The organism is Sulfurimonas sp. (assembly GCF_014859695.1).
In the GTDB taxonomy this organism is placed as follows: domain Bacteria; phylum Campylobacterota; class Campylobacteria; order Campylobacterales; family Sulfurimonadaceae; genus Sulfurimonas.
The window spans coordinates 19,418-28,831 of the sequence record NZ_JACUTS010000021.1 but is presented as its reverse complement, the minus strand read 5'-3'; the positions used below and the strand labels follow the sequence as shown (position 1 = coordinate 28,831).

The following is a 9,414-nucleotide window of genomic DNA, read 5'->3' as shown; positions in this document are numbered from 1 at the left end:
GAAACTCCCGAAAGCTGTTATGCCCAAAGTAATCTTTAAGTGCTTTATATTTCATCAATATCTAGCTGATATGGAGTCGATATCATCCCATGAAAGAGTGTTTTTTTTGTGAGAGATAATATGCTCCACATATCTAGCAAACATGTCCGTCTCGATGTTTACATGTGAGCCAATGGAGTAGTTTTTGAAAAGCGTCTCTTTCATAGTGTGCGGTATTATGGTAAGCCTAAAACTGTCGGCAAACACCTCGTTGACTGTTAAGCTTATGCCATCAACTGTTATGGAACCTTTAGGGATGATGTAGGGGATGAATTTTTTCTCGACTTTTATAAAAACATCAAAAGAGTTGCCGCTGTTTTTTATCTCTTTTATCTCGCCTATTGCATCTACATGTCCCTGAACGATGTGCCCCTCAAATCTATCGCCCATCATCATGGCAGGCTCTATGTGAACCTCGTTTTTGTAGTTCTGTATCGCTAAGAGTTTTTGGCTCTCGGGGGAGAGTTCGACGCTAAAGCCGTCATGCTCTACTTTTATAACGGTAAGACATGCCCCGTTTATAGCGATTGAATCACCGATTTTTGCTTTATGTTTGGCGCGGATGCTAAGCGTGCTTCCTCGCAAACTCTTAACATGTGCTATTTCGCGTATTAATCCTGTGAACATCTCTTATCTCTTTTCCCATTTTATCAAGCATTTTTGATTACGTTGTCCATATCATCCCAAAAAGTATCATCAAGTTTTTGAAGGTTATAATTAGGTGCAGTTACTTCTTTATAGATTTTGTGTAATGAGTCTCTATTTTTTATGAAATCTGCATCATCTTTAGAGGTTCTTATATCTATCTCTTGATTGAAGTTTTTTAAAAAATCCAAAATCTTATGGGCGACTGAAGCATCATTCACATCTATGGCAATATGCATAACAGAAACTCCTTTTTTGTAAAATTATATCATAATCAAAAAACAATCTTACCCTCTTCTTGAAGCTCTTTGATAATCTCTTTTGCTTTTTCATGCCCTTTGTATGCGGCTTTACGGCAGTAATCAAGTGCTGTGTCGTGATTTTGTTCACATCCGAATCCTTGGTCGTAGAGCATGCCCAGATTGTAAAGTCCTTCTGCCAAACCGCCATCAGCCGCCTTTTTAAAGCAGATGAAACTTCTCGTCTCATTCATCTCAACGCCATGCCCGTCTTTGTACAAAACGCCGAGGTTGTTAAAAGATTCTAAGTGCCCGCGCTTTGCTCCCTCTTCGTACCAAAAAGCAGCCTCTGAGAAATTTTGCAAACATCCAAGTCCGCGCTCTAACATAAGTGCCACCTCATACATCGCCTGCGGAACCTCTCTAGTAGCCGCCTCCATGTAGAGCTCATGCGCCTTAAACTGGTCATGCTCCACGCCGCCAATACCGTTCATGTAGAGAAGTGCCAGATTAAAAAGAGCATATGGCTGTTTTAGCTCCGCTGCTCTCTCGTAAAGCTCCAGTGCTTTTTCATCGTCCTTTTGGCAATCTTGAGCATTTTGGTACATGTAGCCCAAAGATGTCATTGCATCGGCATTATCTTCATTTGAGAGCTGTGTATAGAGCTCAAAAGCAGTTTTAAAATCTTGAGTATTGTATGCGTTATGTGCTTTTTTTATCATCGGCTTAAACCATTATTTAGAATATTACGCAAATGATACTCAAAAATGATAAAATTCGGCTAAAGATAATAATTGGAATATATATGAAATATGACGTAATAGTAGTCGGCGGCGGACATGCGGGGGTTGAAGCATCCCTCTCGTGTGCAAGAATGGGAGCAAAGACCCTGCTTGTTTCAATGCTTGCCGAAAATGTTGGTGCGACGAGTTGTAATCCTGCAATAGGCGGTTTGGCAAAAGGACATTTAGTCCGTGAAATAGATGCGCTCGGCGGAGAGATGGGGCTTATAACCGATGAGGCAGGGATACAGTTTCGCATACTCAACCAGACAAAAGGTCCAGCCGTTCGCGGAAGCCGTGCGCAGATAGATATGGACAGATACCGCGTGATTGCGAGAAATAAAATTTTAACCACGCCAAACCTTGAACTAGTTCAAGAGATGGTAGAATCGCTTATTGTCGAAGATGGCGAGGTAAAGGGTGTTAAAACAAACCTTTTAAATGAGTATATGGCTAAAAAAGTAGTCATAACAAGCGGAACTTTTTTGCGAGGCGTTATACATGTAGGCGAGATAAAGCAAGAGGGCGGACGTTTTGGCGAACAAACAAGCATAGGGCTGAGTCACTCACTCAAAGCTTGCGGTCTTGAGATGGGAAGGCTAAAAACCGGAACATGTGCAAGAGTTGATGCTTCATCTATCGACTTCTCTGTTATGGAGAAACAAGACGGTGATGAGATTCCAAGCCCTTTTAGTTTCAGAACCAACCGTGAAGAGTTCAGAAAAACAAAGAAGCAGATTCCGTGCTTCATCGCCTACACAAATGAGACTACGCATAACATCATAGAGAGCAATTTTTATCGTGCGCCGCTTTTTACGGGTCAGATCGAGGGGACGGGACCGAGATATTGTCCAAGTATAGAAGACAAAATCAACCGCTTTAGAGACAAAGAGAGGCACCACCTCTTTATAGAACCTCAAACCATGGAAAATACCGAGTGCTACATAAACGGCATGAGCACATCGCTTCCGCCCGATGTACAGCAGCAGATGATTCACTCCGTAAAAGGGATGGAAAATGCAAAAATCGTGCGCTACGGTTATGCGATAGAGTATGATTTTGTAGACCCAAGAGAGCTGAAACACTCGCTTGAGACAAAAAAGATAAAAGGTCTCTATCTTGCAGGGCAGATAAACGGAACAACGGGGTATGAAGAGGCAGCCGCTCAAGGTCTTATGGCGGGGATAAACGCAACTTTAAGCCTGCAAGGCAAAGAGCCTTTAGTTCTGCGCCGTGATGAGGCTTACATCGGCGTTCTTATAGATGATTTGGTTACAAAAGGAACAAAAGAGCCTTACCGCATGTTTACATCGCGCGCCGAGTACAGACTGCTTCTGCGTGAAGAATCAGCCGATACAAGACTAAGCCGCTACGGACACGCTCTTGGACTGATTGACGATGATGTTTATGCAAAAGTAGAATCAAAAAACTTTCAGATACAAGAGGGATTAAGGCTTTTAAACGAGACTGTTTTCACGCCAAACAAAGAGTTTATAGAGTTTTTGGAGTCTATGGGTGAAGAGAAGATAAAAGATACTATTACCGCTCAGCAGCTTATCGCAAGAAAGAGTTTTGATGTACAGAAGATGATAAAACTGGTTCCGGAATTAGCCGAACATGCGCCATATATACTAGAAGAGATTTTGGTAGAGGGAAAATACTCCCGTTATGTTCAAAAACAGAGCGAAGAGATACAGAAGATGAAAAAGTACCTAAAAATTGAGATTCCGCCGAGTTTTGATTTTAGAAGTATTAGCGGTTTAAGCAAAGAGATAGTTGAAAAGCTAGAGGCTTTCAATCCGCCGACACTTCAAGCGGCTTCGCAGATTTCGGGTATAACGCCTGCTGCGATAGAGATTTTGCATATCTACATAAGAATTGACATAAGAAACAGAAGTAAATAAGAAAAATTTAGTAAGAGACACAAAACAAACTCAGGGGATATAATGAATACATATTATTATGTACACACCGGACACCGAATCGGTCTTGATAGATTTAGACGCGCATGTACCATTATCCGCTCTTTGGGAGATGTAGATATTACGCTTCTTTGTTCGGATTTCCGCATCGCAAATGAGGCGAGACACTTTGGAGTAGATAAAGCGGTTGGGGTAGATGTGGTCAGAAATATTCCCCAAATCGCGAAACATGGCGACAAACTGATATTTGATTCCGAAGAAGCAAATCCTATAATGCTTGATGATATGAGAAAATTTTTCTCCGCTTTTATCCGCATAAGTGATGATACAAATGATAAAAAGGAAGAGAGGGAATTTTTAGTCTCTCCTTATTTAAGCGGCAACGGTATTTGCAATGCTGTTGTTGTAGATGATAAATATTTCAAGCAGCAGGAAAAGACAATAAAGCTCTCATATTTTTTCGGTGATGATGATTATGAAAAGGATTTGGAGAAAAATATATCTTTTATCGAAGATTTAAATCCCGATTTGCTGCTTGGTTTTTACTACTTTTTGGATTATGAGGATTCTTTAAAAAAGATATTTAAAAATCATCATGAGTTTGAAGATTATGACGATGTTATTCAAAAATCAGAAATTCTCATTACTGCATCCCCGCAAGCCGTTTTAGAAAATTTGGCTTCAGGCGGTAAACCGATATATATTCAAAGAGAAGATTACACTACCGATTTCCAAGAATTGTTTAAGAAAATGAACATTCCTATCATCAAAAACTATGAAAAATGTCAACTTTTGACAACATTGAAAACCCTTGAAACACGGGAGTATTACAATGTGGAACACAATAGTAATAAATTACAAGAATTTATAAAAGAAAACTTAAATTTATAATTACTTAAAACTATTTTAGTATATAATCAGGCTTTAATTTTATACGAAAGAGAGCTTAGAGATGCATAACAGTAGCCGTAGAGGTTTTATGGGTAAAGCATTTGGCGCCGTGGCAGGTGTTGGTGCCGTTGGTTCATTGGTTGCAATGAAAAAGTCTTGGGATCCGCTTCCAAGCGTCAAAGCTGCCGGTTTTACTACTCTGGACATGACAATATATCCAGAGGGTGAACTAATAACAGAAAAATGGAGGGGAAAGCCAATCTTTGTTTTGAAAAAAACAGCTGAGATGATTGCTAGCCAGACAGAGAGTCAAAAAGCAAGAAGTGTTATAGTCGGAGGCTCTGAGTTTATGATTGCTATCGGTTTATGTACGCACTTAGGTTGTATTCCAAGTTACAGTGCTACAGAGAAGTCATTTTTATGTGCTTGTCATGGCGGTATGTTTAACTGGGCGGGTGAAGTAACAAAAGTTCCACCACCACGTGCATTTGATATTCCTCCATTTAAAATTGAAGGTAACAATATGATTCTAGGCGAAGTAGGTCCGGAATTTCAAGCTATGAAAGATAGCGGAATAACGCTTTAAGGAGGGGGATGAGATATGGCACATTTTACAAAAGCAACAAGTGTTAAAGATTGGTTAAACCAGCGTTTAGCAGTTGAAAAAGTTGAAAAAGTTATGGCATCTGAGTATTGGATACCGAAAAATATTAACTTTTTATGGGCAATGGGTATGGTTTTGGCAATTACATTTGCATTACTTTTAGTTTCAGGAATTTTCCTTTTAATGTACTATCAGCCACATGTTGATTTGGCATTTGACAGTGTAAACTACACTATCATGAGAGAGGTCGATTTTGGATGGTTATGGAGAAATATTCACGGTGTAGCTGCATCTGTTGTTTTCTTGGTTATCTATATTCACATGTTTACGGGTATCTATTATGGTTCATATAAAAAGGGCCGTGAGATGATTTGGATCTCTGGTATGCTTCTTTTTGTTACTTTTTCTGCTGAAGCGTTTAGCGGATATATGCTTCCATGGGGACAAATGAGCTACTGGGCTGGTATGGTTATTACTAACATCTTTAGTCTTGGCGGATTGCATATGGACGGTCTAGTTGAGTGGATTCGTGGGGATTATGTTCCTGCTCAAGCATTCTTGTCTCGTTTCTTTATGTTGCACGTTCTTCTTTTACCATTGGCTATCATGGGACTTATCGGGCTTCACTTTGCAGCTCTTCGTATTCCTCACGTTAACAACCAAGACGGTGAAGAGATTGATTTTGATGCTGAGAGCAAAAAATATTTAGCAGGCGACAAAGCCGGTTCAAAAGTTATGCGTTTTGCTAATGACTTTATGAGTAAAGACATGATGGTTGTCGGTATATTTTTAATATTCTTCTTCTATCTTGTATTTTACAACTATAGTTTTGCACTTGACCCTGTAAACTTTGACCCTGCAGATATGCTTAAAACTCCTGCACACATCTACCCTGAGTGGTACTTCTTGTGGTCTTATGAGATTTTACGTCCGTTCTCTGTAAACATCGGACTAATAGCATTCGGTTTTGCACAGGTAATCTTTGTTCTTCTTCCATGGTTAGACAGAAGTCCAAATGCAGTTCCTGCAAGTCGTCGTGGAGCTTTCAGTGTTTGGTTCTGGTTATTGTTGATTGACATGATAGTGCTTACTGCTATGGGTAAATTGCCTCCAGAGGGTATATTTAGCACAATCGGTTTAGTTGCAGCGCTAGCGTTTATAGTTTTATGGATAGCGCTTCCATTTATAACTATGAATGAAAAAAAAGTATAAGGAGAATAGGATGAAAAATAAAGAACCTTTAATTCTGGTTGTTGTTGTTGCTTTTACTCTCCTAACTTACTGGTTAGTTGAGCCATATGCACACAGTGTTATGCACAAACATGTAGAGAGCGAAAATTTTGCTTATGCTGATTTGGCACCGATTTCAAAAACAGGTAATGTTGCAAACGGTAAAGAGTTAACTATGGGAGCTGGCGGCTGTACAGGCTGTCACTCAATTACAAAAGAGGGAGTACCTGCGGGTATGGACCCTGTAACTGCTGCCGGAGCTTATGGTGTTAATCCACCTGATTTAAGCGAGGCGGGTGTTGTATATGACGCTAAGTTTTTAGCAGATCTTATTAAAAACCCTGCACATGCACTTAAAGTTGAGCATAAGTTTGATGCGGCTAAAGGTCAGATGCACCCAATGGTTGCGTTTTACGGAGCTGGCGGAGACATTGATCAAGAAGTCGCAGATATGGTTGCTTATCTACAATCAATTGCGGTAACTAAAGAGCAGTTAACACCAAAAATGGCATATGAAAATGCTTGCGGCAGATGTCATGAGATGAGATATGAAAACTGGACGCAAATTGGTGAAAAACCTTCATTTAAGTTTGAGAAAGATTCATTGGCATTTGACATTCAAGTGTTGGAGTATCAGGAGTCACTAACTAAATACATGGGCAAACTCCCTCCGGATCTCTCAATGTACATCCGTTCTCGTAATGAGCACTTCTTGAGCACTTTTATTGAAAATCCTCAAGCACACCTTGAAGGAACTGCAATGCCTAGAGTGGGTGTTACTGCAGATACTGCTCATAAAGTAATTGAGCATATGGCAGATTCAGGTGATACAAAAAGAGATGAAAGAGCATCTGTGGGTATGAACGTAATGTGGTACATTCTTATATTTGCAATCTTTGCATTCTTGTGGAAAAGATCAGTTTGGAAAGAGTTACACTAACTCTTTCTCAAAAAGAAAACTCTTCTCTAGCGTAGAGAAGAGTTTTCATCCTCATCTAAACTTAAATCCTTACTTCTTCTCAACAACCACAATTGTTTTACAAATAAGATCATGAAGCGCTTTTTTGTCTCTTCTATAAAATGGTACGAAAAGTCCTAAAAGTGTCGTAGCCGTAAAAAGAAAAGCAACAAATCTAACTATTGCTCTAAAAAATGATATATTTTTGCCGCTTCTATCATCAACTACTCTCATCTCATACGCTTTTTTTCCTGGTGTTTGCCCAAACTTACTGAGCAAAACCGCATATATAATACCATAGAGCGTTACCCCTATTAAAGGTCCTAGCTGTGAGGATTGAAACTCATCTTTGCCATCAAGCACTATATATGTGACTATATAGAGGATGGGAGCATATATCATAAAGAGGTCTGTTATAAAAGCTTTGACTCTGTAGCTATATGGAGCGTAAGTTAATTTTTGAGTCTCTTTTTTGTCTGTAATATTTCTATTTTTTTTAAGTTTTCTAAATCTCATAGTGAAATTATAACAGATATCAAAGCTTTTAAAACTCTCCGGTATATAAAATATGGCTTAAATTGTATAATTAATAACAATATGTAAACAAATAACTGCTAAATCAGAGAATTTAAACCAAATTTAAAATTTAGGGATGTAGAATATGTGACGTCCTAATACATTTCATAATGAGAAGTGATACATAAATGATAAAATTATCACTTATGTATCACTTCTATAATATGGGTGATTAAAGAGACAAAACAGGAGAGAATAAATGAGAAAAATGGTAAAAATGTCAATGGCTGCGGTCATGATAATGGGGATAGGTTCGGTTTCTGCGCAAGCTGAAGGGGTGGACATCTTAAGCAATATTAAGGCTAAAGGTGAAATAAGAGCTCGTTATGAGATGGTGGATACTGATGCTGTGATTCCTACAACAACAACGAAGCAAAGTAATGCAAACGCCTTCACTAATCGTTTGACAATCGGTGTTAGCGCTGATCTTCTTGGTACTGACTGGCTTTCTGCTTATGCTGAGATGACTGATGTTCGTGCACTAAATGACAATTACAATAGCACAGATAATGGAGAGACAACGCATGCAACTGTTGTTGATCCTGAGCAGACTCGTCTTACACAGGCTTACGTAGATATCAAGCTTGGCAAACCGACTCTTAGAATCGGTCGTCAGATGATCAATCTTGATAACCAGAGATTTGTAGGAGCAGTAGGCTGGAGACAGATGTTCCAGACATTCGATGCTTATACATTGACTTGTAACAGCATTGAGAACCTAAGCGTATTTGCTTCTTATATAACTCAGGTTAATGGAGTAAAAGCAGATGAAGTAAATGCGGCTACTGATACAAGAACAGCTCTTGTAAACGTATCATATAAGGTTATGCCTGAGCTTAAAGCTACAGCATACGCATATATGATCGGAGAAGGCACTGCAGGACACAAAACTGGTAGCGATACCTACGGCTTAGCACTTACGGGTAATGTAGCTGTTGCAGATGGCGTTAAACTGAACTACCGTGCAGAGTACGCAACACAAACTGATGCTTCTATGGAAAATTCTGGTTTTAGTGGAGCGAGTAGCGATGTAGATGCTGATTATATGAACTTTGAACTTGGTGCAAATGTATCAGGCATACTTGCTGGTCTTGGTTATGAAGTGTTAAGCGGTGACAGTGATGGTGCTGGTAAAGAAAAAGCATTTGCTACTCCTTTAGCAACTGGACATGCATTTAACGGCTGGGCGGATATATTCTTGGCTACGCCGACACAAGGTATTGAAGATATGAGTGCTTATGTTGGATATGCATCAAAAGAATTTGGTAAGCTTCAAGTAGTTTATCATGATTTTCAAAGTGATGTAGGCAGTATTGACTATGGTACAGAGATAGATGCTGTTTATACAAGAGCTATTCCAGGTATGAACGGTCTTACTGGTATGCTAAAAGTTGCTGATTATAGCGCAGGTGATACTGTAGCAGAAGGAAATAATGCTGCTCAAGCAAGTGACACTACAAAATTCTGGGTAATGTTAGATTACAAATTTGCTAGCAAATAGTTTCTAGCTCTCAAGCCACTCTCCATG

Annotated in this window: 10 protein-coding genes; 6 read left to right on the top strand and 4 right to left on the bottom strand. The window is 39.3% G+C overall.

The window, feature by feature from the left end; all coding sequences use genetic code 11:
- Positions 1-54 precede the first annotated feature (54 nt).
- From ribE to IBX42_RS05805, 3 genes are read right to left on the bottom strand one after another with little or no spacing between them, the layout of a single operon-like run.
- The gene (ribE, locus tag IBX42_RS05815; protein WP_294930182.1) at positions 55-666 is read right to left on the bottom strand and encodes a riboflavin synthase; all 612 of its coding nucleotides are present in this window, start codon (positions 664-666) and stop codon (positions 55-57) included.
- Positions 667-689: 23 nt separating this feature from the next.
- Entirely contained in the window at positions 690-923 is a 234-nt protein-coding gene (locus tag IBX42_RS05810; protein WP_294930179.1) for a hypothetical protein, read from the bottom strand.
- Between the two features lie 35 nt (positions 924-958).
- The gene (locus tag IBX42_RS05805; protein WP_294930176.1) at positions 959-1,645 is read right to left on the bottom strand and encodes a tetratricopeptide repeat protein; all 687 of its coding nucleotides are present in this window, start codon (positions 1,643-1,645) and stop codon (positions 959-961) included.
- 83 nt (positions 1,646-1,728) lie between these two features.
- On the opposite strand from IBX42_RS05805, the gene mnmG reads away from it, so the two are divergent.
- The 5 genes from mnmG to IBX42_RS05780 all read left to right on the top strand — a co-directional run bounded on the left by mnmG (position 1,729) and on the right by IBX42_RS05780 (position 7,292).
- Positions 1,729-3,609 (top strand): tRNA uridine-5-carboxymethylaminomethyl(34) synthesis enzyme MnmG, encoded by a 1,881-nt coding sequence (mnmG, locus tag IBX42_RS05800; RefSeq protein ID WP_294930174.1) that lies wholly within the window; start codon positions 1,729-1,731, stop codon positions 3,607-3,609.
- Positions 3,610-3,651: 42 nt separating this feature from the next.
- Positions 3,652-4,518, top strand: a complete 867-nt coding sequence (locus tag IBX42_RS05795; protein ID WP_294930171.1) for a hypothetical protein — start codon at positions 3,652-3,654, stop codon at positions 4,516-4,518.
- Between the two features lie 61 nt (positions 4,519-4,579).
- The gene (gene petA, locus IBX42_RS05790) at positions 4,580-5,104 is read left to right on the top strand and encodes a ubiquinol-cytochrome c reductase iron-sulfur subunit (RefSeq protein ID WP_294930168.1); all 525 of its coding nucleotides are present in this window, start codon (positions 4,580-4,582) and stop codon (positions 5,102-5,104) included.
- A 15-nt stretch (positions 5,105-5,119) separates the two neighbouring features.
- Entirely contained in the window at positions 5,120-6,334 is a 1,215-nt protein-coding gene (locus IBX42_RS05785; RefSeq protein ID WP_294930165.1) for a cytochrome bc complex cytochrome b subunit, read from the top strand.
- Positions 6,335-6,344: 10 nt separating this feature from the next.
- Positions 6,345-7,292 carry a c-type cytochrome gene (locus IBX42_RS05780; protein ID WP_294930162.1) on the top strand — a complete coding sequence of 316 codons (948 nt, stop codon included), beginning with the start codon at positions 6,345-6,347 and terminating at the stop codon, positions 7,290-7,292.
- Positions 7,293-7,361: 69 nt separating this feature from the next.
- On the opposite strand, the gene IBX42_RS05775 is transcribed toward IBX42_RS05780, so the two are convergent.
- Positions 7,362-7,826 carry an RDD family protein gene (locus IBX42_RS05775; protein WP_294930159.1) on the bottom strand — a complete coding sequence of 155 codons (465 nt, stop codon included), beginning with the start codon at positions 7,824-7,826 and terminating at the stop codon, positions 7,362-7,364.
- 259 nt (positions 7,827-8,085) lie between these two features.
- On the opposite strand from IBX42_RS05775, the gene IBX42_RS05770 reads away from it, so the two are divergent.
- A complete protein-coding gene (locus IBX42_RS05770) occupies positions 8,086-9,387 on the top strand; it encodes an alginate export family protein (protein WP_294930156.1) in 1,302 nt (433 codons plus the stop codon).
- Positions 9,388-9,414: the final 27 nt, after the last annotated feature.